The organism is Fuerstiella marisgermanici, from assembly GCF_001983935.1.
Classification (GTDB): domain Bacteria; phylum Planctomycetota; class Planctomycetia; order Planctomycetales; family Planctomycetaceae; genus Fuerstiella; species Fuerstiella marisgermanici.
The window spans coordinates 3,668,677-3,693,771 of the sequence record NZ_CP017641.1 but is presented as its reverse complement, the minus strand read 5'-3'; the positions used below and the strand labels follow the sequence as shown (position 1 = coordinate 3,693,771).

The window sequence follows — 25,095 nt, the reverse complement described above, 5'->3', positions numbered from 1 at the left end:
GCGTGATAAACTTTCGGTTCACTTCCTCAGGCTGGAAAAGTCGGCTACCGTACGCCGCATGTCGGAACCCTTATCTTTTATGATGGGCCAGTTCAAGGCCATCATCCCCACAGATCGCCAGTACTGCGCACGGCACATGTGGCTGCAGCAGACGGAACCGAACGTGTTTAAAGTCGGTTTCACGTCGTATTCCGTGCGCCTGCTGCAGGATGTCTATTTTCTGGAATGGACAATCGATCCGGGAACCACAGTGAAAGATCGGCAGGAGATCGGCGAAGTCGAAAGTGCGAAAGCGGTCTCAAGCATGTACACTCCGTGCGCTGGTGAGATCCTCGAATTTAACGAAGCACTACTTAACGACCCGGCAGGCATCAACGCCGACAACTACGGCGACGGCTGGCTGTATTTGTTGAAAACGATGGAGCCGCTTTTGACTCCGGAAGAATACGTCAAAGTGCTGGAAGACGGATGGGACGAGACTCAGCGAACAATCAAGGGACAAATGAATTAGCAAGCGGCAGTTTTTTTGCCGCTTTCGACAAAGCCAGGCGGCCGTGTACTTATCAAGCAAAGGCGGACCAATGAAGCACCTTCAATCTCTTTTCATCATCGGCACTCTCCTGACAGCACACAGCTTGACCGCATCCGCTCAGGAACTGGCCTTCAAGCCGCTGTTCAATGGCAAAGACCTGACCGGCTGGATCGATGTGAACACCAAGCCAGGCAATTGGTCTGTGAAAGATGGTCTGTTGGTTTGTCAGGGACAGCCGATCGGCGTGATGCGATCCGACAAACAGTACGAAAACTTCATTCTGGAAATCGAATGGCGGCACATGGAACCCGGCGGTAATTCGGGTGTGTTTCTGTGGAGTGACGCCAAGCCCAGTGGAAACCGGCTGCCGATGGGCATGGAAGTTCAGATGCTGGATCTTGACTGGGTTAACCAGCACAAAAAAGCGGATGGCACATTGCCACCAATCGCCTATGTGTCGGGCGAATTGTTTGGCGCGGGAGGCATGACGACTATTCCGGACAACCCACGCGGCACCCGCAGCAAGTCTCTGGAACTTCGCTGCAAAGGGCATGGCGAATGGAACAAATATGTTGTGGTTGCCGTCGACGGCACGGTGAAGCTGTCGGTCAATGGAAAGTTCGTGAACGGCATTCGAGAAGCCTCCGTCAGAAAGGGTTACCTTTGCCTGGAATCTGAGGGCAAGGAAATCCACTTCCGCAACATCCGCATCATGGAACTTCCGCCAGGACTCGCCAACGAATCCAACACCGCGCCGCTGATCGACAACGCAGAGTAGCCTCGCCAGCCAGTTCTTGACTGCGGAGAACTGCGGTCTCATTCCCCACACCCTGAATCCCCGAACACGTCACCGCGTCCATGTCCAAGTTCACGACCATCATCGGCCTCGAAGTTCACACGCAGCTTAAGACGCAGTCAAAACTGTTCTGCGGTTGCGCCAACGAATTCAATCCGGACCATCCGAACACGCAAACCTGTCCTGTTTGTCTTGGTCTTCCCGGAGCGCTGCCGGTGATGAATCGCACGGCGTTCGATCTTTCGCTGAAGACCGGGCTGGCGTTGAATTGCCACATTCCGCTGTTCACGAAATGGGATCGAAAGCAGTATTACTATCCGGATTTGCCGAAGGCGTATCAGATCAGTCAGTTCGACCTGCCTTTCAGCGAAAATGGATGGTTGGAAATCGCCAACGACGAAGACGGCAAACCTCCGCGACGCATTGGTATTACGCGAGCCCACCTGGAAGAAGACGCCGGCAAGAATATCCACGACGAAAGCGGTCGCGGTGGTGACAGCTGTGTCGACCTGAATCGCACGGGAACACCTCTGCTGGAAATCGTCAGTGAACCGGATTTGCGGACAGCGTCAGAAGCACGTCGGTATCTGGAAGACCTCCGAACTCTGCTGCTGTTTATCGACGTTTCCGACTGCAATATGCAGGAAGGATCGTTGCGGTGCGACGCCAACGTTAATCTGCATTTTCACAACGACGACGGCAGCGTGACGGCAACGCCGATTGTCGAGCTGAAAAACATGAACAGCTTTCGCAACGTTGAACTGGCGATCGAATATGAAGCCAAACGTCAGAAAAAGGACTTCGAAAAAACAGGCCGCACCATCGACGACGCCCCCAAGGTGACTCGGGGCTGGGATGCCGAACGCAACGTCACGTTTGCTCAGCGCGAGAAGGAAGACTCTTCCGACTACCGGTATTTCCCTGACCCGGACCTCGTGCCGGTCGTGTTGACTCAGACGGAAATTGACGCCGTCCGCGAAGCGCTTCCTGAAACGCCTGCCAAAAAGCGAGATCGCTTTCAGTCGGACCTCGGCCTTTCGGAATACGACGCGTCCGTGATTCTGGGCCAGGGGCCGGAACTGACCGCATACTTCGAATCCGTGGCCTCAACGTGCGGCGACGGCAAGATTGCTGCTAACTGGGTGACTCAGGACGTGCTGCGAGACCTCAACGCCAGCGAATCCGGGCTTAGCGAATTCCCGATTACCGCCGAAATCCTCGGCGCGCTCCTGAAGTGGATCACGGACGAGCGATTGACCAATAAGAGTGCTCGGGACGTGTACGCCCTGCTGAAAGAACGAGCGGCTGACGGCCAGGCAATATCTGCAAGCGATGTGGAAACGCTGGCGGCTGAGCGTGAAATCGTGCGAGACACCGGAGCTCTGGAAGCGGCCATTCAGTCTGCCATAGCGGCTCGCCCGGACGCTGTGGAAGACGTTAAAGCAGGAAAACTGCAGGCGATTGGCCCCATCATGGGCATGGTGATGAAGCAGGTCAGTGGCGCGGATCCAAAAACGGTGCGTGAAATGTTGATCAGCATGATTCAAAAGTGAGATCGTCGCGTCCGCCAGATCTGCTGCAAACTTTCCGAACCGTGGTGAATTCGTGGCGTCTGTGAATGTTGTCCCCGACGCCTGTTGACCAACGCGCAGCGGTTCGGTCCAATTCGCGCAACGAACTCCCGCACCTGGCAGTAAATCAGCTTTATGACTCAACGTCGCATTCTTGTCACATCCGCTTTGCCATATGCCAATGGGCATATTCATATCGGGCATCTTGTCGAATACATCCAGACCGACATCTGGGTGCGTTTTCAGAAACTGCGCGGCCACCAATGTGTGTATGTCTGCGCCGACGATACTCACGGCACGGCCATCATGATCCGCGCCCGCAACGAAGGCCGTAGCGAAGAAGAAGTCATCGCGGATATGCGAGACGCTCATATCCGCGACTTCGCCACCTTCCATGTCGAATTCGACAACTATGGCAGCACCAACAGCGATGAAAATCGTGAAATGTGCGGCATCTTCTGGGAGTCAGTCAATAACGCAGGTCTCGTTACAGAGCGGGACGTAGACCAGCTATACGATACAGAAGCAGAGACATTTCTTGCAGACCGATTCGTTAAAGGAAAATGCCCTGAATGTGGAGCCATCGACCAGTACGGTGACGCTTGCGAAAAATGCATGGCCACTTATGCACCCGAAGAATTGCTTGAGCCTTATAGCACTCTCTCAGGTTCAGAACCTGTGATGAGGACGGCACCGCATAAGTTCATCCAATTGGAGAAACTCCACCCATTTCTCAATGAATGGGTAGCCAGTGGAAAACACCTTGAACCGGAAGTTGCCAACTACATTAAGGGCCAATTTCTCTCTGGCGAGCTCAGAGACTGGGACGTGACTCGACCGCCCAAATACTTTGGCTTCGAAGTTCCAGGCTTTCCCGGACACTCATGGTACGTTTGGTTTGACGCTCCCATCGGATACCTTGGATCTACCAAACAATGGTGCGACGCCAACGGCGAGAACTTTGACGCGTGGTGGAAGAGTGCTAACACAGAGGTCCACCACTTTATCGGCAAAGACATTACGTACTTTCATACACTCTTCTGGCCCGGACTACTAAAGACTGCTGGCTTTAATCTTCCTGAAAAAGTTCGCATTCACGGCTTCCTGACGGTGGCTGGCGAAAAAATGAGCAAGTCGCGTGGCACGTTTGTTATGGCGTCGACTTACGCCAAGCACCTCCCGCCCGGCGTGCTGCGATACTACTACGCCAGCAAGCTCGGTTCTGGCCTCGACGACATCGACCTGAACCTTGAAGAGTTTGTGTCGAAGGTGAATTCAGATCTGGTGGGCAAGGTCGTCAACCTCGCGTCCCGGTCGGCAAAGTTCGTTGCCGAATCGAACCTTAGCGAAACCTACCCGGACGACGGCGGCCTGTTCGCAGAAGCGGCCGCAAAAGGTGAACACATCGCCAGCCTGTACGAGGACTGCAACTACAACGCAGCCACTCGTGAGATCATGCTGCTGGCAGACAAGGCCAACAAGTATGTCGAAGACAAAGAGCCGTGGGTGCTTCGCAAGGATCCAGACAAAGCCGACGAACTTCGCGACATCTGCACCGTCGCGTTGAACCTGTTTCGACAGATCGTCGTCTACCTGTCTCCCGTACTGCCGGAACTGGCAAAGCAAACGGGCGAACTTCTGAACAAGCCCATCGAACACTGGGACGAAAGTCAAACTCCGCTGACGGGAACGCCGGTCAGCAAATTTCAACACCTGATGAAACGTATTGAGGAGAAACAGGTCAACGCAATGATTGAAGACAGCAAAGAAGACAACGCCGCCGATGCCGGTGCAGCCGCAGATGCGGCTGGCTCTAAGTTCCACGCCGCCGACACATGGAAAGACAGCGGCGACGCTCTGGAAAAAGAGCCCATGACGGACGAATGCACAATCGACGATTTCGTGAAAGTCGATCTTCGAGTCGCTCGGATCATCGAAGCCGGACACGTCGAAGGAGCTAACAAGCTGCTTCAGCTGACGCTGTCACTCGGCGGCGGAGAAACTCGCAACGTCTTTGCAGGCATCAAAGCCGCCTACGAACCGGAGTCGCTGGTCGGCCGACTGGTGGTTTGCGTCGCCAACCTGAAGCCGCGCCAAATGAAGTTCGGCCTGAGTGAAGGCATGGTCTGCGCCAGCGGTGGCGGCGGCAAAGAAGTCTTCCTTCTCAGCCCCGACGAAGGCTCCGTCCCCGGCCAACGCGTCCACTAGCCGGTATGCACCGGGGGCAGTTGTCGTGGTGAGCGGTTGAGCGGGATGGTGGCTGCAGCGCCGGCGGTGCTTACGCTGGTCGCTGGGTGAGGGGCCAACGGGAACTCCGCTTCAATTCGGAGCGTGATCTTCAATCGGCTGGCGGGCCATTCCGCTGATCCTTGGCAGGCGCGTCGTGTTCCGGTACAAGAAACATTACGAATTCGTCAAATTTCTCGTTCCGTCCCTCGACCACACGAACTTCACATGTCGCCTGAAACGCTCAAGCACAAACGTCTCCTTAGCTTTTGCAACAAGCTGATCGGCCAACACGCCGCTCGCGTCATTGTCGCACCTCAGAAGCCGGAATCCGGATTTTGGTTCGGTGGCGGAAACATGGTTGAGTCGCCTAACGGAGACTTGTATGTCGTCGGGCGGTATCGCAATGCGGGCGATTCACGCACCGGAATTGCGTCAGGCACACGCGGCCTGGAGCTGGCTATTTTCCGTTCCACCGACAAGGGCGCGACGTTCGAAAAAGTGGTTTCGTGGGACAAGGCCGCATTGAACAGTCCCGTGGGGGACGTGCTTTCGATTGAAGGAAGCTGCCTGCGATTTACGGACGATGGCGTTGAGTTGTACGTATCGACAGAAAAAATCGGCGTGCCTTACCCGGAGCCCATCAGTAGCTTTCTGAAACCCGGTGCTGGGGTCTGGACAATCGACGTCCTCTGCGCTTCATCCATTGAAGAACTTCCAAACGCTGCAGTCGTACCAGCATTTTCCAGCGACTGTCCGGAACATCTGCACGTCAAAGATCCGTTTTTCTGGACGACGTCAAAAGGCGACCGCCTGGGTTATTGCAGCCATCCATTCAATTGGTCCAGTTCCAACACAGGCGTCGTCGATCTTCCCAACGGAACATCGAAGGTCACGACGCCTCAGCATTCCATTTTTCCGCGTGGGACCACGTGGGATGTGGCGATGACTCGCGGCACCAGTGTGCTGAAGTTGCCACGAGTCGGCCTGTTTGCGGATCAGGATCACCACCTGCTGTTCTATTGCGGCGGCGAATGCCTGCGGCCGATTGATGAACACGCGGCAGCGGTTGCTCGACCGCGAGGCTATAGCTGCGAAGAAATCGGGGGTGCCGCGTGGTATACGGGTGACGAAGTTTCGTCTGCTGAACGTTTGTCCAATCTCTTGCCGCTGTTCATTAGCCCATTCGGCACAGGATGCAGCCGTTATGTTGACGTTCTGGCGACTACAGACGGGTTTTATGCGACGTGGCAGCAGTCTCAGAAGGACCTGTCACAGCCCCTGGTGATGAATTTCATTGACCGAGCGGCAGCAGAAGACATTCTTTCCGAAGATGTTAAATAATGGCGTTTGTGAGGATTTGAAGGTTTGGGTTGATTGGGAGGAGTGCTGCGAACTACCATTTGCGGTAGCGGGCTGCCGAGTACTCGGACAGGTGAAGCTATCTGTCGAGCGAAAGGCACTGCATCCCTGCGACTTTACGGAGTGACCTCATGCTTAGACTGTTTCCGGTTTCGTATCTAGCCAGCCTCGTTTTATTGGCGGCGTGCCTTCCCGTAAGTGGACAGGATTACGGGGGCATGCTGCCAACTGGAAGCATCACTTCTGGGTACTCAAGTCACTCTGATTCCGCGATCGCTGTGCCGTACACCGGAGTTAGCCTGCCGAGCAATGCACAGGTCGAAGAACCGTTCGATTACCGATTCGATCGCCAGTACAACTCGACAGTGAAGCCCTACCTGCGGTGGTACATGCGTCAGTCGCCGGAAGTTCAGCGGGAGTATTATCACCGGTTTCGCCAGATGTACGGGTATCGCATCTACCACATCCCGTGTCTTGGCAACTGCGGAATTCATTACAAAGAAATCGTCATCGACATGATGCCGGAAATCCCGCGCCGACGGCACAATGCGGCGCTGGAGATCAATGCCGCCCCGCCTTTTGAGAAGCGAGACAGAAATAACGCAACGCCGAAGCTTGAATACTCGCCGTTCCTCGAGCGCGAATTGCTGGAGCAACGGTTGCGCGACTACGAAGGTGAGGACACGTCATCGAATTCTTCCCCGGATCACGGAGCAGGCAGCTTGCGGGCCAAAACGGTTTGGGTCAGCCGCGACAAAGCAACAGGGGCGCAGTCTGTGTTGTACCAGCAGCCGGCCGAGACAAGCGCTCAGGACTTCTATCGCGGAATCGCTCAAATCAGCAGCAGCGGAAAGATTCTCAACGTCCGCTGGAGTCAGACTCCGCCATGGGTGTTGGAAAGCCAGGTTGCTGAAAAATAGGCGCACACAGACATCGCGCAGTGGACGCCGGTTGACGGTCTCCTTCCGGGCTGCCATATTGTGACTTTTCCTTTCAGGAGCGTCTTTCAATGAGCATTGTCCCGTCGTCCGCTTGCACGCGGCTACTTCGTTTGTTGCCACTGTCACTGGCTTTTTCAGCCGCCATTTTAGTGCTTCCGGTTGGGTGTGCTGATGGAGGCGACGCTTCCAGCGAATCGACCGTTGCAGACAGTCCTGCCACTGAAGATCTTCCATCTTCTGCCGATGAAAAAGCCGACATGCAGCCAGCAGATAGTCCCCAGTATCCTCCTGCACCAGAAGGCAAGGCTTTGCGGCACGCGGTTTTCTTTTCGTTTAAGGAAGACAGCAGCGAGGACGACATCGCAGGCGTTGTCGATGCGTTTCGGGAATTACCTTCGAAGATCAGCGAGATCACTGACTTTCAATGGGGCACTAACAACAGCCCGGAAGGCCTGAACGATGGCTTCACCCATTGTTTTTTGCTGACATTCAAAGATGAAGCTGGTCGAGCCGCTTATCTTCCGCATGAAGATCACAAGGCGTTCGGCGACGTGCTGCGGCCCCACATGGACAAAGTTTTTGTGATCGACTACTGGGGCAAAGCTGATCAGCCAAAGCTGGACAAGGAGTTGAAGCACGCCGTCTTCTTCCGTTTTAAAGACGATGCTTCAGAAGAGGATATCCAGAAAGTAGAGGAAGGGTTCGCCGCGTTGCCTTCGAAAATCGACACGATCAAAGCTTTCGAATGGGGCAAGAACAACAGCCCGGAAACGCATGCCGCCGGCTTCACACACGCATTTATGGTCAGCTTTGATTCTGAAGAAGGGCGAGCCGTCTACCTGCCTCACCCGGCACACGAAGCATTCGTTGAGATCCTAAAGCCGATCCTCGACGCACCGCGAGTGATGGATTTTCACGTCCAAAGATAACACGCTTGATTCGCGTCGCACCAGAATCGCCCAAATCGGCTGCGACTCCAATTCGCCATCGCCCGAGCCAGTTGTGCCGTAAAGATCGGGCTTTTGCCGTCGCCAGCGTCACGCCAGCTGACCTGGTTTGCTACGCTATAGGGGCTGAGGCCATAATTTGGCTCGATTCTCGTCCCCTTCGTGAGCGAATTTTCAATGTCCGTTTGGATTGCCGAAATTGAGTCGGCGTCTGCGTTTTCCAATGTCCTGATGTTGGCCCTCGCCATTTTTCTGGTGGCGTTGAATGGCTTTTTCGTCGCCGCCGAGTTCGCTCTGGTAAAGGTGCGCGGCAGCCAGATTGAAGAACTGGTGCGACAGCGCAAGCCGTTTTCCGGCACCGCCAAATGGCTGGCCGACCGCCTGGAAGATTCTCTTTCGGCATGTCAGTTGGGCATCACCATGGCGTCGCTGGCACTGGGCTGGGTAGGTGAGCCCGCGTTTTCTCATTTGGTGCAGCCGGTTCTAAAGTACGCCGGCGTCGAATCCGAAGCCGTTTTGCACACAATCGGATTCGCAATCGCGTTCACATTCATCACCGGCCTGCATCTGGTGATTGGCGAGCAGGCTCCGAAGATCTTTGCGATCCGTCGACCAGAACAAATGGTTCTGTGGTGCGCAGTGCCGATGAAGTTTTTCTACGTCATGTCTTATCCACTTTTAATTAGTCTGAACGCGGCTACGACCCTAATTTTGAAACGTCTGGGTGTGGAGGGGGCTGGGCACGAAGCGCCGCACAGCGAAGACGAAATCCGTGCGCTTCTGCGAGAAGCCCGAATTCATGGCGATGTGACTCATAGCGAACAACGTCTGATCGATGCCGTGTTCGAATTCGACGACACCATTTGCCGTCGCGTCATGGTCCCGCGCGCTGATGTGGAATTCTTCACGTTTGACCAAACGTTGCCAGAATGTCTGGACCAGGCTCGCCGGTCGCGACATACGCGGTTTCCTTTGTGCGACGGATCACTGGACACCGTGGTCGGCGTTGTCCACATCAAGAATCTGATCGGACAGAAGGACGATGACGACTTCGATCTAAAATCGTTGGCTCGCCCACCCAAGACGGTGCCGGAAAATATGCCGATCAGCAAATTGCTGCGACATTTTCAGGGCACTCGGCAACACATGGCTTTCGTGGCGGACGAATACAGCAACATCATCGGCATCGTGACACTGGAAAACGTGCTGGAACAAATTGTCGGCCCGGTGCAGGATGAGTTTGATCTGGAGACGCCTGAAATCGTTCCTGACGGACCAGGCCAGTACATCGTGCAGGGCGGCACGCCGATTGACGTGGTTGAAAAAGTCCTGAACCTGTATCGATCGGACGACGACGTCGACACGTTCTCCGGCTTACTCATGAATCGGCACGGTGAGATTCTGGAATCGGGCGACCGCATTCAGCTTGATGGTGCTATGGCCGAAGTTCTCGACGTGAAGGGAGCTCGCGCAGAACGTATCCGAGTCACGCTGGATGACAGTCCCGCAGCGCAGGATTTTAACGACAATCAAAACGGAACCGGCGCTGGTGCGTGATTGCCAGTGCGAAAGTGACTTCCAACATGGCCTTACCCAGGCAAACTCGATCCGATCAACTTCTGAACGTTGTGAAGGACTACGAACATATCGCCGTCGTCACGCACGACAACCCGGACCCGGATGCTGTTTCGGCCGGCTGGGCCGTCTGCCGCCTGATACGGAAATCGCTGGATCGTCAGCCGAGACTCATCGGAGGAGGCGACATTCTGCGTGCAGAAAATCGTCACATGATGAATCTGCTTCAACCGCCGATTGAACTTATGCAGCAGTTCCAGCCTCAGGAACGCACTGCCGCAATTTTGGTCGACTGCGGTCTGCAGGTCGCTGGTCATTTGCTGACCAGCCCCAATGTGCGAACCGTGGCCGTGATCGATCATCATCAGACGGGTTCCAAACCTGACATTCCATTTGTTGATATTCGCCCGCGGATGGCTGCATCCGCCACCATGACATCAGGTTACCTGCGCGAACAGAAACTTGAACCCGGCGAACGACTGGCAACGGCGTTGCTGTACGCGATTCGAACTGAAACCTGCGGGAATGAATTTCGCCACACGCGCGAAGACCGATCTGTCATCCTGTGGCTCACCCGATTTGCCAACCCGGAATGGCTGGCAGCAATCGAAAGCGCTCCGTTGCCCCGTGGCTACTTCGCAGACCTGGTGCTGGCGCTGCAAAACACGTTTCTGTACGACCAGTCCGCTTTCTGCTTGCTGCCTCGAGCCGAAGGGCAGGAGATCGTGGGTGAAGTGGCGGACCTGCTGATTCGGTGCGAAGGTGTTGAGCAGGTCTTTTGCGGCGCGGCGATCGCCGATGATCTGTTGTGTTCCGTTCGCACAGAAAACGAATTGGATAGCGCGGCTGAATTGGTCCAGGCAACTCTGCACGGACTTGGTTTTGGCGGCGGCCACATTCATCGAGCGGGCGGGAAGGTGAGCAACATCAGCAAACGCAACTTCGCCGGGAAGCTGGAAGACGAACTGCGCGAACGCTGGCTGAAGGCGTGCAAGGTCAATCGCAAACGCGGGACGCGGCTGATTTCACGCAAAGAGATCGTCGGCAGCCTGACCGGGAAAGTTTTGTAATCGCACTTCGCAGCGCGCAAAACGAAAGCTCGGCTTTCAGAAAAGCCGAGCTTTCGTACTCTCTCGCCACAAACCGTCGGCGACCATGCAGATCCGGTTTCGTTCCGGACCACGCCCTTCCACCGGGCTCAATCGATCGGACAGCATGGCCCTTAGGCACTAGGCCCTCAAAACCAAATCCTTCCGCATGATCGCGTCTGCTGCGACGAAAGGTCCTAACCAGCACAACCCGTGCCACTGCCCTAACCGGAATGCCACATTGGGCCACGAGACGCTGTCGACCAGCAAAAAATCACGGGATTGGCGAACTCGGACGAGGACTCGCCAGAATGCAGGCTCAAGGCTTGCCAGCGATAGCGCCCAAAGGTGAAACAGTTTGTTAACCGCCGTGTTAACAGAATGAAACGTTTGTCTGCCACGTTTCCGCCGTGAATGGCGTAGAAACTTCTGCCGGAGTGTGGTTTTTCAACGTAGGACTCGCCAAAGTCACGCAACAGTTCAGCACAGCCACCTCATAAAATGGGTGTGAAGACGCTTTGGCGGCCGCACCACGACCAATCGCACAACGAAAGCACGTTTCATGGCGAAATGCCTTGTCACCGGCGGAGCCGGGTTTATTGGAAGTCACCTCACAGAACGATTGCTGGAGGCTGGTCATCACGTCGTCGTACTGGACAACCTCAGTACTGGTCGAGCCGTCAATTTGGACGCAGTCTGCGATCATCCCAACCTGACGATTCGCACGGGGTCCATTACTGATTCCGTGTTGCTGGGGGAAGTTGTTCACGGTGTCGAAATCATTTACCACCTGGCGGCTGCCGTTGGCGTGAAACTGGTCGCCGACGACCCGGTGCGCACCATCGAGACCAATATCTATCCCACCGAACAGCTTCTCCGATTCGCGGCGTCCGGAAACGTGAAGAAGTTCTTTCTGGCGTCCACGAGTGAAGTTTACGGCAAGCATCCGGGCGATGCGTGGGTCGAAGACGACGACCTGCATTTGGGCCCGACCAGCCGACCGCGCTGGGCTTATGGTTGTTCAAAAGCGATCGACGAATTCCTCGCGCTGGCTTACTTTCAGAAGTATGGCCTCGGTGTCACGATCGGCCGTTTCTTCAACGTGGTCGGCCCCAGACAGGTTGGCAATTACGGGATGGTCGTGCCTCGGTTTGTCGAAGCGGCTCTCAACGGCGGCACGGTGACGGTTTATGACGATGGTTCGCAGGTGCGTTGTTTCGGCCACGTCAACGAAGTCGTCAAGTGCGTGCATGCATTGGTCGAAGAAGACGGTGCGGAAGGTCGAGTCTTCAACATCGGCAGCGATCAGGCAGTGTCGATTCTGGAATTGGCACAGCGAGTGATTGCAAAGGTCGACCCCAAGGTTGACATCCGTTTTGTTCCTTATGGCGAAGCCTACGGTGACGATTTTGAAGACGTTCAGCGGCGAGTGCCCAACACAAATCGCCTGCTGGAAACAATCGGCCAACGTCCCACAATGCCGCTGGATGACATTCTGGACAGCATCATCGCGTGGAAGAAAGCTGGGATGGCTCAGTCGGCGGACGGCCCCGTCAAGTAGCTCAACTTCGATCCGCCGCTCCGCATAAGCCAACTCGTTCGCGTTCGTCACTCACCACACCCAGCGACCACTGTGACCACCGCCGGCGCTTCAGCCTTCGTCCTGCTTACCCGCCTGCCACGCCAGTCGCCCGTCGGTGCGTACCGACACGGCTATTGGGTGAGGTTGAGGCCACCGATTTTGTCGGCTTCGAGGTGGTCGGTTTGGCGGTAGTATTCGAAGCGGCTGCCGGACACGCGATTGAACCGGCCCGCACGCCCGGTTCGGTGATTCACATCCACCTTGTTCTGGCCGTCTGCGCGAATGATGAACTGTTCTTTGGAATGGTCGTAAGTGATCACGTCCGCGCTGGCGGCGAGGCTACGTGATTCCAGACTGGCGTTTTTGCGGCAGTCCATGGAAAACGACGTGGCCCTGTCACCCTTGCCCCAGATCGCTCCGAACGTAATCGTATCACCGCGAAGAATGCCCGCTCGTTCTGGCAGTTCTTCCGTCGGGATCGCTTCAAGATTCGGCTGTTCGTCCACACGGCGAACCGGCGACATCAGTGCAACAACGTGGTCAGACAGCGTCGCTTCGCGGCGGTCGATGTTGCCCGAAATGCTGCCGACGAACTCGGCCTTCAGGAACACAAACGCGGTGTCTCGCGTCTGTGACGGCGTGTTGGCTCGCGCGGCTGCAGGTGACGAACCCTGAAGGCTGCCATCTTTATCCGGCGACACCGACTGAAGGTAGCCCCAGCCAAGAGCGTGAAAGTCACCTGTTTGAAGGTTCACTTTCAGGTCGGCGAACAGGGCCTTGTGCCGCCCAACTACGCTGCCGCCTTCGTAATCGTCGACGTTTACTTCCACTTTGTTGTGGCACTCAATGCGTTCAATCGGGTTCTCTTCTTCCTTTGCGTTTGACGTTGACGAAACGACGGCTGCGAACGCCCCATCTTCTTCCGGTCCCAGGGACACGTCCTTCGAAAAGTGAACGGTCAAGCCCATGCACTGCAGTTCGACGTCCTGTGTCTTCCCGTCAGACATCACCACGCGTGTTTTGCCAAGAAAATCGGCGGACCGCTTTTTGAACGTCGCTCGGTCACTCCAGTAGATCACGATCGGCGTGGGTTCAGGCAGATCACTGCCGTCGAATCCTTTGGACGTGACAAATCGAATGCTGCCGCTGCTCGGGATTTCGGCGTGGCCATCATTTTCGTCAAGATCCAGTTCGATGCGAGCCCCCTGCATGTTTCCCGTTTCGCGGACAACGCGCGCCGGGTCTCCGAACAGCCGCAGCGTCCGGTCGTGCGGTGTCGTGCTTTCCACTCGCAACTGGTTGCCAGTCGCCGTGAAATCGTTTTTGCTCTCACCTGATTTCCGGACGACCTCGACTTCGCCATTCAGCCAGACGGTGTAAGGCGGGATCCCGCGACTTTTTCTGGACGAATCCAGTCGCACCACGGCCGCTGCCGAATCGGAAACGAAGGAGAATTTATCAGCCGTCGGTGCTTTGTCCTTCGACGCTGCAGACTCTTGAATGACTTCGGTGGCGGAGACGGTCTGAACCTCGCCGGATGGAGTTACGTCTTTAAACTTCATCTCCATTTGTTGACGTAATCGGCCTTCACCTTCCGGCGATTTGATCACAACGTTGCCTGTAGCCGTTAGTCGCTCCGGCCGTAGACTCTGCATAAACGGTTGATCGGTTGGCTTTTCTTTTTTCGCTTCTGAGCCCGCGACAATTGGAATCGCAACGACCGGTGCCTTCGCATCGCTGAACAGTTTCATGGCGATGGTGACCGCGGTCAGGCTAACCTTGCGATTGATTTCTGCGACGGTGGCGCCACCCTTCAAAATGAGATCCTGGGTGATCTGATCGGGCGAGATTTGCAGCGTCAGAGATTCGCCCCAGCGAGCTCCAAATTCAGTCGGTTGGTCGTCGGCGTCGGGGACTTTTCCATCCTTGCCACCATCCTTATCGGTCGTGTTTGCGGCCACTCGAGTACCGCGGAGAATGCCAGCGCCGTTGCATTCGATGCGTTGCACGTCGCCGTCATGAGTGTGCAGCATGCGTAAATGAGGCACGACCAGCTTGGCCGTCCCGGTCGGTTTCGTTGACTTCGCGTTTGCCTTTGCCGTGCTTCCCTGTTGCAGAATTACGTACTTTTGTTTGTTGCCGCCGTCATTGTTTCGATTGCGAATGTCAATCTGCCGATTGTCGACGGAATACCGGACGTCGTTGGCCAGAATCTGTAGCTGTCGCTCGGGTGAGTAAATCTCGACGCGAGGCCCCCACGCCTGAAGGTGCTCAAGCGTTAACGTGTCTGCGATGGCTTCGCCGGTGTGCGAATCGTATTCATTGCGAAACTTCAGCATCAGTTCCGGACAGATCAATTCGTCGACAGCGCCGTCCGGTCCGATGCGTTTCACCCAGACTTCTTCGGTGCGCACGAGGGGGCGTTTTTGAGCGTCCGTTCCGGACGACGAGCTGCCACCGGTGATGGACCGCCCGCTGAATGTTCCGGTCTTCATGGGAACGTCGAAAACGAATCCGCGAGCTGCATTGATGTGCAATTCCTGAGTCGCGTCGCTGGGCCGTCGCCCCCGCAAGACAAGGTTGCAGCGAACTCGACCCAGTAGATGGATTTTGCTGAGATCCGACAGCGTTTCGATATCGGTGCTGGTGCCATTCATGTAAATGTCGACGCCGCTGGTCGCGAACCCGTGGTGTCCGTCGAACCGAAAGCTGACCTGCTCACCCGTCGAAAGATGCATCGGCTTTTCATGAAGCTGAAACGTGCCGCCTTTGATCTCCAGTCCTCGTGGGCCTCGGATCTGCACATTGCCGGACAGCGCACCACCAGTGATCCGGCCCAGCCCGCCACCTTCCACACTGAATCGAGTGTCGCTTGTTAGTCGAGCTTTGTCGGCGACGATCGTCAGCGGCACATCGTCTTTGTCCGCTCGCCACAGAATCGCAACCGGACGCACAACAACCGAATGTCGGTCATCCGATAACTCAAAGTCCTTGCAGAACAGGTAGCGTCCGGCATCTCGAAAGTGCTTGCCGGATTCTGCGACCCACGAGTGGGCTGGGAAGTATTTTGTCGCTTCGTCGCGAGCGTCTGCTGAGATCGATTCCATCTCCACCGGAGACGCAACAACCTCCATCCGCTCACGTTCCACTTCCAGGTACGGCGCCGTTGCCGCACGAAACAGCAGGTACAGTCCCGCAAAGCCGACGGCGACAGCCGCGCTCAGAAAGAATCGGCGTTGCGAGTTGTAGATACTCATGCTCAGGCTACGCACTCTGGGCCACGTTGGATGAATCGCTCGACGAACCAAAGTCCGTGTCGATGGCGATGCCGCAGTCGATGATGTCAGTGATGTCGATCAGGCCCAGGGGCATTCCGTCTTCGTCGACCACCGGCAGTTCGCTGATCTTTCGCTGCGACATCAATTGGACGGCGTCAGGCAGAAGTGTGTCAGGAACCGTCGTTGTGGGTCGAGCCGTCATGACAGCAGACATCGGACCGTCAACTAAATGCTCGCGCCGTTTTTCGAACAGGCGAGCCAGGTCACTATCGGTGAAGATTCCGGACAGGCGTCCCTGATGGTCGGTCAGCACAACAGCACCCGTTCGGCGGCCGGGGCGGCTTAGTTCCACAAGAACGTCGCGCACGGTTTCCGTTTCACAGGCCACGCGAAAGTCGTCGCCGCTGCGCATGATTTCACTGACCGGTTGAAGCTTTCGGCCCAAACTTCCCGCCGGATGAAAGATCGCGAAATCGTTTTCCGTAAAGCCCTTCGCTTTGCTCAACACCAACGCTAAAGCATCGCCTAAAGCCAGCATGACGGTTGTACTAACGCTGGGTGCCAGTCGTAGCTCACCAGCTTCGGTATGACGACCAAGCGAAATCACCACGTCTGCGCTGCGAGCCAGACCGTTGTTGAGATCTCGTGTGATCGCGACGACTGGCACCTGCAACCGCTTCAGCACGGGCAACAGTCGCAGCACTTCTTCGGACCCGCCGCTGTTTGACAACGCCAGCACCACATCGCCTTTGCCGACGCAGCCCAGGTCTCCGTGGACCGCTTCGGTTGGATGCAGAAAATACGCGCGCGTGCCCGTGCTGGCCATCGTGGCGACGATCTTCTGGCCGATTAACCCAGCCTTGCCGACACCCGTCACAATGACGCTGCCCGGTGCGTGTTGAATCAGCCTCACCGCGTCGGAAAACGTGGTCGTGATTGAGCCAGCGACTTCATGCAACGCGTCCGCTTCCTGCCGTAGAATTGCTTCGGCATCGCGAAGCTGTTCCAGATGGCTGAGCGGAATGACGTCCGGCCGGTCGTGTGCCGATGAAGGCATAAATCATCCTTGATTCTGCTGCCTGGAATGTGTTCGTGTGCTGCGAGTAAGTCCTTCATGGACGGCAGAGCACAGCAAATGGTACGTCCGAACACAGATTTGCGTCAACAGCGAAAACGCGTCCGTGAAAAGCTGTAACGCATTCACAGGAAACGACTTAGTGCGGTAACGCGGTCAATCGTGGAATGTAGCTTAGTCGGAACTCGTGTTTTGGTCCGCAATCGATACAGCCGCCACAGTTTGGCCGCCCGTTATTCCGTGATCGATACGACCAATCGCAACCGGCCGCCGGTCTGAAATTGCACGAAGACCGCTGGACCGTGTTTGACCCACGCCGCCAAAACTGCCGATCTCTTTGATGGGTACGCACGTGACTCTGACAGGTGAAATCGGATGCCAAAAAGCGACGCAAAACAGCAAATCGACGAAACTCCCCCCAACGCGCGCGGCGGTAAGCGGCTGAAATGGCCGCTTCTGGCGATCGGGCTGGTGGCTCTGGCACCGTCGCTGCTCACATGGTCCGGGCAACACAAGTCCATCCTTGGTTTCGTGAACCCAGAACTCAAACAGGCCGTCGCATTTGAGTCCATCACGACTCATTGGTGGAGCCCGGTGAAACTCACCGGAGTCACCGTCCGGGATCTCACGCAGGCGGCGGATGAAAACGCGGACGCAACGGCGTTGGTCACGATCGATTCCGTATCCATCCAGCAACCTTTGTGGAAACTGGCATTGTCGATGGGGCGTGGCATGGAAGTCACATTGCAGCGGCCGGTCGTCAATCTGCGAGTGACCGATGGCGTCACCAATGTTGAACAAACGATCGCCGAACTGTTTGGTGAGAGTGAAAGCTCCAGCGGCGACTCGTTTCCCATCGTTCTGAATGTCGAAGACGGAAAAGTTCGTTTGCTGCCGAGCGGCCTGCAGGCGGGCGGCGTTGAATTGGCAACGGCCAGCATCGACGGCATCAACGGTCGCGTTTCCACAAAACAGGCGAAGGTCGGTTTGCCGGAGATCGCTCTTGCCGCATCATTGCGGACGGGAGATTCCAACGGCGCCATCGCCGCAAGCCACCGACCCACGACCAGCGTCAATCCGCGAATCGCCGCCGCACTGGACGATATCGTTAGCGACCAACCTCTCATGCCGTTTACGGAAGCTGAAGTCGCAGATCTGAATTCCCGCAACGCTGAGGCGGCCATCAAGATCGACATTCAGCCCGCAACAGAATCCGGCCAACGCTGCCTGGTGGAAGCTCATGGTCTTGAGTTGTCAAAAATCGAACCGCTGCTGCAGCGCCTGATGCCGGGTACTCGCTGGGATGGAACAGTTTCGTGCCGGCTTGACGGACTGATGACCGATTCCAGCGACGGGTCTGGTTTCGGGGGCCGCACGTGGTTGCAGGGCCGCGACATCCGCTGGCGGTCAAACCAGTGGGCCGCCGGCGAATCAATCGCGTTGAAAGACGTCACGATTCAGGGAGCGTGTGCAATTGCCGAAGACGGTATTCTGATTAACGGCCTGAACGTCGCGTCCGCCTTGTTGGACGCTTCCGGTGATGGCGAAGTTAGGCTGGCTCAACCCGACGCCGTGCGAACATTGCAGGACGCGGCCGCAGAACGTTCGTCTTCCGACCAGTCGATCGTTAACCAAGCTGCCGCTGCTGCAACCGGAAAAGTTACCGTGCAGGCTCGACTGAACGTCGCCGCATTGGCCGCGATGCTGCCGAAGACACTGCACGTCGACGATGGCGTCGACATCGCTTCAGCGGAAGTGCGAGTTCTGTGTCGAGTGCAATCGGACGTCGTGAAGTCCGGCAAGCAAATAGATCTGCTGCAGAAGCCAGGCGGCTTCCGCTGGGAACTGGTCACCCAAACGTCACCAATCAAAGCTACAAAGGACGGCCGCCCTATTCAGGTCGATTCGTCTGTGCGGCTGGACGCCCTTGGTCATGTCGGGCCAAACCGAATGGATGTTGGCCGAGCGATGCTTTCCGGCACGTTCGGCACCGTCAACGTCATTCCGGAAGACAGTGGCTACGCGATTGATGGCGTTGTGAAACCGCTTGAGTTGTGGAATCAGTTGAAGCCGGTTTTGGACATTCCTCAGCCGAACATCACCGGCGACGTGACCGTAAAAACAAGACTGCAGTACGTCGGAGACGCAATTCGTCTTTCAGGAACGACGCTGCAATCCAACGAACTTCAAGTCACCAGCCGCGAACTGAAGCTGCGGCCTGCGATGCCGATTCTCGAAATGTTGGAAGGTGATCTGTCGGTGCGGGGAGCATCCGCCGCCGTGAAGACACTGGTCACTCCATGGCACGACGCATGGTGGCTGTCATCAGATTCCAACATCGTGGCAGAACTGCAGGCGATCACCGGACAGCGCTTCGCACTGAAAGCCGCCGTCACACCAATTGCCGGCAGCCGCAGTACAGACGGATATCTTGAAATCAACGACGGGCGTCTCACCGCAAATCTTACGGCCGATGCAACGACCGGCGCGTTTCTGGTGGAAAGCAGCACTGTTCAGATTCCCGGACTGGACGCCCGAGTGACGGGTGCCGTAAGCGCACCTAACGGTGTGCTGGTCACGAATCTGGACGCCGACACGCAGTACGATTTGTCCGTGCTAAGCCAAACGATTCTGGGCGACATGTCTGACAGTATTCAACTGCTTGGCAGTGGTCGTGAAACGATACTGTTGCGAGGTTCGCCGATACTGTGGACGACGGCGGAAGTGGTTCGGCAGACGGGACAATCAGACGTTTCATCCGATTCGCTTATCCGGCCCTTCGAACTGGCGGGCCGCATTCCATTCAGCGGCGGTCGACTTTATGGACTGGCGCTGGGGCCGGGTGAGGTTCGTTCCCAGTTGAAGGAAGGCCTGTTGCGAGCCGAACCGATTCATTGTTCGCTTGGCAGTGGCGAGCTGGATGTGATGCCGCAATGGGATCTGAATCGCGGCGTCATTCAGCTGGCGTCTGGCAGCCGAGTTCAAAATTTGGCGGTGACGCCGGAACTGTGCGGCGAATGGCTGGGCTATGTGGCTCCCATGATGACCGATGCAGCATCGCTCGAAGGGACGCTGTCCGCTCGCATCCAACGCTTCCACTACTTCGTTGACCAACCCAATCAATCGACGGTGCAAGGCGTGTTGACCATTCAAAATGCAAGTGCCAGCCCTGGCTCATCGCTCGGACCGTTGCTGCAGGTTTTGCAGCTGGCCGGACAAACGAATGCGGCCGGACAGCGGTTGGAACTGCCAGCTCAGGAGGTCACGGTTGTGTTGAACAATGGCATGGTGACTCATCAGGGGCTGGAAATACAGATGGCCGACTATCGCATGACCAGCAGCGGGAGCGTCGGGCTGAACAAACAGATTCAGCTGGAACTGGACGTGCCGCTGGAACGCAGCACCGCGGACGAACGCGGCCGCAGCATCAAGATTCCGGTCGGCGGCACGATCGGTCGGCCCGTGCTGAACACGCAGGGCCTACTGCAAAACTTCGGCCGCCAGCAAATCGACGAAACAATCAACAAACAACTTGATCGCGGCCTGAACCGGCTGCTGGACAAACTTCGGTAGTGAAGCTGGCTACTCGACGACCTCAACGCCTTCACCAGTAATTGGTTGAGCCGGTCGGTCGGCGACGAACGTGCCGTGTTTCAGGAAATGGCGAGTGGCCGCGATGCTGCGAGCGTCGGTCATTAGGAAGGAATGAATGACTGGCAGCAACAGAAAATCGGTGGCGCCGGAAAGTCGCGTGCTGGCGACGGTCACCGTGCTGTCGTTATCGCCAGGCAATAAAGGGTTGTAGCCCTTCGGCCCATTGCGGCCGCCAGCGACGACTCCGAATTCGAAGTCAGGCGACGGCAGTTGCCGAATTAATCCCTCATCATCGGTGACGAGCTGCTGCCCGGCGGGGCCCAGAACCGCTTTGAACAACGGATTGTTTTTCAGCATGTCGGCCATTTCCGCGCCGTTGTTTGGCACGCCCAGCAACACCGCTCGACGAAAGCGGGGCGCTTTGTGCTGCGACAGATACGTCCGCAGCAACAGACCTCCCATCGAATGGCACACGACGTCGATCCGATCGATACCTTCTAACGACTGAACCACGCTACGCAGATAGTCGGCCGACGTCGGAATAGAAACTCGCGTGCTGGGATATTCGAACGGCACCACCACATAACCGTCGTTTCGCAGTGACTTTGCCATTCCCGAAAAGCACTTTGACGAACGGCCAATTCCGTGGATCAGCAGCACAGCGTTGCCATCCATGTCTGGCAGGTTCAGTTCGTTTCGGATCGTCTTTAGCTTGTGCTCGCATTCTGCCAGCGAACCGCTTTCGTGGCGAAAGTCAGCGGCGTCCAGCAATCGGTAGCGGCCGGTCAGAACGTTGTGCTGAATCCGCCAGCCTCGGAAAAACGCAACGTCGCCCCACAGTTGGCGACCGCCCATCGTGAATATGCCGCCCGGATAAGTTGAACCTGATGATTGGGGCTCAGCAGTCGGTTGTACAACGTCTGATGGCGGAACGGCAGGTTTCTGTTCGTCAGACATAACCGGAATTTCCGAACAGGACAGGAACACCACGCAGGCGAAGGCGCCCAGTCGCCACGTGTTCGCCGTTGCTGAAGAAAGTCTGCCGCCTGCAGTTGTGATGTCAACGGGAACTTCGAATCGCTTCGACATGCGCTGCGGCTTTCACAAGAGCAGTTCGGGCAATTGAGCCGATCGAGTGCCGGGAATCGGAGCGTTGTCCAGCGACCGAAACGTAAACACGGCCGAATACTTTGTGGCGTCTGAATGGTTGCGAGTTGCCGCGTGAAAGCATCGAGCGTGAAAGAACACAACGTCGCCTGCCTGCAGTTCGGCCGTCACGGCGGCGTTCAGCAGCGATTGGTTTTGTGGCAGATCTTCGCGAAAGAACAACGCGTCATCCAATTGTTCGCGTTGCAGATCCATGTTGTGACTTCCGGGCAGCAATCTCAGACAGCCGTTCGCCAATGTCTCCTCGCCCAGCGCCAACCATGCGTTCACAAGATTGGAATCACGGAACGACCAGTAGCGGATATCACGATGCCAACCGGTGTCGCTGCTGTAACGCGGATGCTTGGTCATGATGCAATTGTGATGAGCCAGCGGCATCACCACCTGCGGCCCCAGCAATTGCTGTAGCCGATTTAGCAGGAAAGGTTCCTTCACCAGCCGCGAAAACACCGGGTCACGACTGAATGCCTGCTGCAGTCGCCGAATGGTGCGCCCACCTTCATCGTCCAAAGATTCAGGTGCGCCGGGATACTGCACGTCTGCTTCGTATTCGATATCGCCGTAGTGAGCGGCCGCGTCTCGCCGAGTGACTTCCAGAATCGTGCGGACGTAGGAATCCGGGACGAGTCCACGCTGAATGAGAAAGCCATCACGTTCAAACGCCGCGACGTCTTCCGCTGTGAAGCTCTGCGGCCGTTGTTCCGTTGTTAGCATGAGAGGCGTTCGAAGTTTATATTTTGGAGCGGCCGATACGCCGCCGGGTTTGCGCGGTGAAAGCACCGGCCACCTTGGAATTCTGTCACCAAGCGAGGATTCTTCAAGCGAAAACTACGGCAGCCTCGCGAGCGCCGCGAGTTTCTCATCGATGAACGCCAAATGATGAGGAATATGGTTCACGCTGCGTTCCAACACAGTCTCCAGCGTCATCGGGCCGTCTGTCGAATGCACGCCGGTCCGCTGAAAGACCTCAACATCGCAGGCAGACAGGATCTGAGCCACCGATGTTCGAATCGCGGAGATCAGGTTCAATTCGCTTTCCATCTGGCGATGACCGTACTGCAACGCATCAACAAACAGATCCGGATCGCCATCCAGCAGCGTCGGATTGTCGTCAGAAAGAATCCGCTTCATGCGGTCGGCCGCCACAATTTCGAAGTCGGCGATGTGACAGACCACCTGTCGAATCGACCACTTGCCTGGCACCGGCACTTTGTCCACCACGTCGTCGGGCAGTGAACCTACCTTTGCAGTCAGCAACTCAGCCCCAGCCTTGTACTCGCTCAATAAAGTCGGGATGTCCTTCATCGTGTTTTCTGTCGGTGTCAAAAATTGCGGGCGGATTGTCCGATTGCTTGCCCCTGCTCCAGACGCGGGCGTTGCTGCAAACAGTTATATCGCACAAAACGCCAGCTGACTACGGACGATGTCCAATGTCTCCAGCGGGCTCGACGATTTGAGTGCGGACTACGAATCGAAATGTCTTCGCCTCAGTTCGGCCTATCATCTGAAAATCTCTGTAACACGCCTGAGCAATCTTCGCTGTGGAAGTCATCGACTCGACTTTCCCCTACTTCCACGAAAAAGGTACCAGATCAATGCTCAAGATGTTTCGCAGAAATCGACGACGACAGGCAGCTCAAGCTCCCCAAAGCAGCGTTCAGAGTTTGGAAACCCGGCAGCTGCTAGCTGGCGATGTGGCCGCCGCGTTGAGTGCCTCCGACAGCCGGGACCTGATCATTACCGGCGACGATTCGTCCAACGAGATCAACGTCGAAGAAATCGGCGTCGACCGAATTCGAGTGACAGGCCTGAACGGAACAACCGTCAACGGCGGTTCATCAGCAACATTCACAGTCCGCGACGACGTGAACATTGATATGAAACGAGGCCACGACAAGGTCACAATTCGCAACCTGAATCTCGAGAACTACAGCCACAGTGACCTAAACATCGATCTGGGTACGGGCAATGACACGCTCACAATTTTGTCGACGGATGTTGCTCGCCAACTGAACACATACGGCGGCCACGGCAGCGATACGATCGACGTGAGCCAGACCACAGCTCGCGATCTGTATATTGCGGGTGAGTACTCAAACGACGACATTACAGTTGACGAAGTCACCACTCAGGCGCGCGTCACCATCGCGGGCGGGGAAAATGACGACACCATCTGGATTGGCGACAGTGCCATTGGAGACGATTTGATCATCGACGGCGATGCCGGGGATGACACGGTCGTCGTGGACGGAGTTGACGTCGCCGACAACATTAAAATGGATCTGGGTTCGGGCGATGATAGCGGCAAGGTCGCCAGCAGCGATGCCGACGACGTGTTCGTTTACGGCGGTACCGGTGACGACGATGTGTCCTTACCAAATAACCATGTCACCGATCTGTTATATGCCACCCTTGGCACCGGCGATGATTACCTTTTCTTCTCGCACAATGTCGCTGGACGCCACTACTTCAACGGCGGAACCGGAAGAGACACGTGGAGGTCGTATGTCGACTTTCTCTGGTCGTGGTCCAATTTCCACAATTTTGAATAGCTGGACACGGTGAAGCTTGGGGATTAATCAGCAAAAACGCTGTCCCTACTGATTGGCAGGGACAGAACGGATCTTCTTTCCATCCGGAGAGAAGGTCTTCAAGTGGCGGTTTGGGTGACCACAGCGCAAGTCATGGCGACCCACTGGTTTTAGTCCAAAGTAATCACGCAGGGTCTTTCCCGTAAGCACCCGCCGAATACGTCAGTTCGTAGCTGTGGGAGTAGATTTCGATCAGGTTGCCGAAAGGGTCTTCGCAGTAAACCATGCGGTATGGCTTTTCACCTGGATAGTATTCCCGAACAGGCATCCTCTGTTTCCCGCCGTTTTCTACGATGCGTTTAGCGAGACCTTCGACGTCTGGATCCTGCACGCAGAAATGAAAGACGCCCGTCTTCCAGTACTCGAAATTGTTCTCCGGCTTTTCAGCGTTTTCAAATTCGAAGAGCTCAACGCCGATCTTGTCACCGGTCGCCAAATGAGCGATCCGAAACCGGCCCCAACCTTCGCCAAAAACATCGTCGCACATCACGCCAATCGCAGAATCATCGGAGACGATTTCCGTGGGCGGCATGATGACGTACCACCCCAGCGTGGTCGTGTAGAAATCGACAGCGCGGTCCAGATCGGTGACAGAAATGCCAATGTGGGAAAACGATCGCGGATAAGTCATTCGGTGCATTCAGGTTTAAGGATGCGGAATACGAAATGGCGAAACAGGCTTGAGGTGGTTTGCGTAGAAGACAGATTCGCAACAATGCCACCGCTCCGGATTGGCTTCAATCCTTTGCTGGGCAAAGATATCGAACAAG

At 56.2% G+C, this 25,095-nt stretch carries 18 protein-coding genes and 1 pseudogene; 13 read left to right on the top strand and 6 right to left on the bottom strand.

Going from position 1 to position 25,095, the window contains the following annotated elements:
- The first annotated feature begins 79 nt into the window (after positions 1 to 79).
- The 11 genes and pseudogenes from Fuma_RS13810 to Fuma_RS13765 all read left to right on the top strand — a co-directional run bounded on the left by Fuma_RS13810 (position 80) and on the right by Fuma_RS13765 (position 12,599).
- A complete protein-coding gene (locus Fuma_RS13810) occupies positions 80 to 511 on the top strand; it encodes a glycine cleavage system protein H (protein WP_229360915.1) in 432 nt (143 codons plus the stop codon).
- 70 nt (positions 512 to 581) lie between these two features.
- A complete protein-coding gene (locus tag Fuma_RS13805) occupies positions 582 to 1,310 on the top strand; it encodes a 3-keto-disaccharide hydrolase (RefSeq protein WP_077024647.1) in 729 nt (242 codons plus the stop codon).
- Positions 1,311 to 1,390: 80 nt separating this feature from the next.
- Positions 1,391 to 2,881, top strand: coding sequence for an Asp-tRNA(Asn)/Glu-tRNA(Gln) amidotransferase subunit GatB (gene gatB, locus Fuma_RS13800; RefSeq protein ID WP_077024646.1), 1,491 nt, complete (start codon positions 1,391 to 1,393; stop codon positions 2,879 to 2,881).
- A 153-nt stretch (positions 2,882 to 3,034) separates the two neighbouring features.
- Positions 3,035 to 5,107 (top strand): methionine--tRNA ligase, encoded by a 2,073-nt coding sequence (gene metG / locus Fuma_RS13795; RefSeq protein ID WP_077024645.1) that lies wholly within the window; start codon positions 3,035 to 3,037, stop codon positions 5,105 to 5,107.
- A gap of 246 nt (positions 5,108 to 5,353) precedes the next feature.
- Positions 5,354 to 6,469: a sialidase family protein gene (locus tag Fuma_RS13790; protein WP_077028298.1), complete on the top strand. Its 1,116-nt coding sequence runs from the start codon at positions 5,354 to 5,356 to the stop codon at positions 6,467 to 6,469.
- 149 nt (positions 6,470 to 6,618) lie between these two features.
- Positions 6,619 to 7,407, top strand: a complete 789-nt coding sequence (locus tag Fuma_RS13785) for a hypothetical protein (protein WP_145944157.1) — start codon at positions 6,619 to 6,621, stop codon at positions 7,405 to 7,407.
- A 278-nt stretch (positions 7,408 to 7,685) separates the two neighbouring features.
- Positions 7,686 to 8,024: pseudogene (locus Fuma_RS36625) on the top strand (Dabb family protein); the annotation flags it as partial.
- On the top strand, positions 8,010 to 8,357 hold the full coding sequence (locus Fuma_RS36620) for a Dabb family protein (protein ID WP_349680212.1): 348 nt from the start codon (positions 8,010 to 8,012) through the stop codon (positions 8,355 to 8,357). The pseudogene Fuma_RS36625 and the gene Fuma_RS36620, both read left to right, overlap by 15 nt.
- A gap of 195 nt (positions 8,358 to 8,552) precedes the next feature.
- Positions 8,553 to 9,932 (top strand): hemolysin family protein, encoded by a 1,380-nt coding sequence (locus tag Fuma_RS13775; protein WP_083732038.1) that lies wholly within the window; start codon positions 8,553 to 8,555, stop codon positions 9,930 to 9,932.
- 26 nt (positions 9,933 to 9,958) lie between these two features.
- A complete protein-coding gene (locus Fuma_RS13770) occupies positions 9,959 to 11,020 on the top strand; it encodes a DHH family phosphoesterase (RefSeq protein ID WP_145944156.1) in 1,062 nt (353 codons plus the stop codon).
- Between the two features lie 580 nt (positions 11,021 to 11,600).
- Positions 11,601 to 12,599, top strand: a complete 999-nt coding sequence (locus tag Fuma_RS13765; RefSeq protein WP_077024642.1) for an NAD-dependent epimerase/dehydratase family protein — start codon at positions 11,601 to 11,603, stop codon at positions 12,597 to 12,599.
- A gap of 152 nt (positions 12,600 to 12,751) precedes the next feature.
- Here the strand turns inward: Fuma_RS13765 and Fuma_RS13760 are convergent, their stop codons facing one another.
- Together Fuma_RS13760 and Fuma_RS13755 are read right to left on the bottom strand one after the other, a co-directional pair.
- Positions 12,752 to 15,877: a hypothetical protein gene (locus tag Fuma_RS13760; protein ID WP_077024641.1), complete on the bottom strand. Its 3,126-nt coding sequence runs from the start codon at positions 15,875 to 15,877 to the stop codon at positions 12,752 to 12,754.
- A 7-nt stretch (positions 15,878 to 15,884) separates the two neighbouring features.
- Positions 15,885 to 16,955 carry a KpsF/GutQ family sugar-phosphate isomerase gene (locus Fuma_RS13755; RefSeq protein ID WP_077024640.1) on the bottom strand — a complete coding sequence of 357 codons (1,071 nt, stop codon included), beginning with the start codon at positions 16,953 to 16,955 and terminating at the stop codon, positions 15,885 to 15,887.
- Between the two features lie 393 nt (positions 16,956 to 17,348).
- Here Fuma_RS13755 and Fuma_RS13750 point away from each other — a divergent pair, with 393 nt between their 5' ends.
- Positions 17,349 to 20,546 carry an AsmA family protein gene (locus Fuma_RS13750; protein WP_077024639.1) on the top strand — a complete coding sequence of 1,066 codons (3,198 nt, stop codon included), beginning with the start codon at positions 17,349 to 17,351 and terminating at the stop codon, positions 20,544 to 20,546.
- Between the two features lie 9 nt (positions 20,547 to 20,555).
- On the opposite strand, the gene Fuma_RS34180 is transcribed toward Fuma_RS13750, so the two are convergent.
- The 3 genes from Fuma_RS34180 to Fuma_RS13735 all read right to left on the bottom strand — a co-directional run bounded on the left by Fuma_RS34180 (position 20,556) and on the right by Fuma_RS13735 (position 23,039).
- Positions 20,556 to 21,656 carry an esterase/lipase family protein gene (locus tag Fuma_RS34180; RefSeq protein ID WP_083732037.1) on the bottom strand — a complete coding sequence of 367 codons (1,101 nt, stop codon included), beginning with the start codon at positions 21,654 to 21,656 and terminating at the stop codon, positions 20,556 to 20,558.
- Between the two features lie 12 nt (positions 21,657 to 21,668).
- A complete protein-coding gene (locus Fuma_RS13740; protein WP_077024638.1) occupies positions 21,669 to 22,448 on the bottom strand; it encodes a phytanoyl-CoA dioxygenase family protein in 780 nt (259 codons plus the stop codon).
- A gap of 114 nt (positions 22,449 to 22,562) precedes the next feature.
- Complete coding sequence (locus Fuma_RS13735) at positions 22,563 to 23,039, bottom strand: DinB family protein (RefSeq protein ID WP_077024637.1); 477 nt, start codon at positions 23,037 to 23,039, stop codon at positions 22,563 to 22,565.
- A 290-nt stretch (positions 23,040 to 23,329) separates the two neighbouring features.
- On the opposite strand from Fuma_RS13735, the gene Fuma_RS13730 reads away from it, so the two are divergent.
- Positions 23,330 to 24,286 carry a hypothetical protein gene (locus Fuma_RS13730; protein WP_145944155.1) on the top strand — a complete coding sequence of 319 codons (957 nt, stop codon included), beginning with the start codon at positions 23,330 to 23,332 and terminating at the stop codon, positions 24,284 to 24,286.
- Positions 24,287 to 24,449: 163 nt separating this feature from the next.
- Here Fuma_RS13730 and Fuma_RS13725 read toward each other — a convergent pair whose 3' ends face one another.
- On the bottom strand, positions 24,450 to 24,956 hold the full coding sequence (locus tag Fuma_RS13725) for a lactoylglutathione lyase family protein (RefSeq protein ID WP_077024635.1): 507 nt from the start codon (positions 24,954 to 24,956) through the stop codon (positions 24,450 to 24,452).
- Between the last annotated feature and the right edge of the window lie 139 nt (positions 24,957 to 25,095).